The sequence below is a fragment of the Burkholderia sp. Bp9099 genome, from assembly GCF_003857805.1.
GTDB lineage: Bacteria > Pseudomonadota > Gammaproteobacteria > Burkholderiales > Burkholderiaceae > Burkholderia.
Genome location: NZ_QTPU01000108.1, coordinates 1 through 432, shown reverse-complemented (window position 1 = coordinate 432; position 432 = coordinate 1). Strand labels below are relative to the sequence as shown.

At 67.6% G+C, this 432-nt stretch carries 1 protein-coding gene; it reads left to right on the top strand.

From position 1 onward, the window contains the following. Window positions 1-432 (top strand): alginate export family protein (locus DIE17_RS37140; protein WP_185735436.1); only part of this gene is annotated, 432 nt, incomplete at both ends.

Here is a 432-nt window from a genome sequence, read left to right as displayed (position 1 = left end):
CGTGCCGCGCAAGCCGCTCGACGGGCTGAAGTACATCCCGCTCGGCGGCGACCCGTCGACCTACCTGTCGCTCGGCGGGAACCTGCGCGAGCGTTTCGAGCTGAACAACGCGCCGCTGTTCGGGCTCGGCGCCGCGCACGACGACAACTACGTGATCCAGCGCGCGACGGTGCATGCGGATCTGCGCTATGCCGGGCATTTCCAGGCGTTCGTGCAGTTCGTCGATGCGCGGCCGTTCGGCAAGGACACGGTCGGCACGGTGGACAAGGATCAGCTCGACATCGAGCAGGCATTCGTCGCGTATGTCGATCAGCTGGGCGGCGGCACGTTCAAGGCGCGTGTCGGCCGGCAGGAGATGGCGTACGACCTGCAGCGGTTCGTGTCGGTGCGGGACGGCCCGAACGTTCGTCAGGCATTCGACGCGCTGTGGGC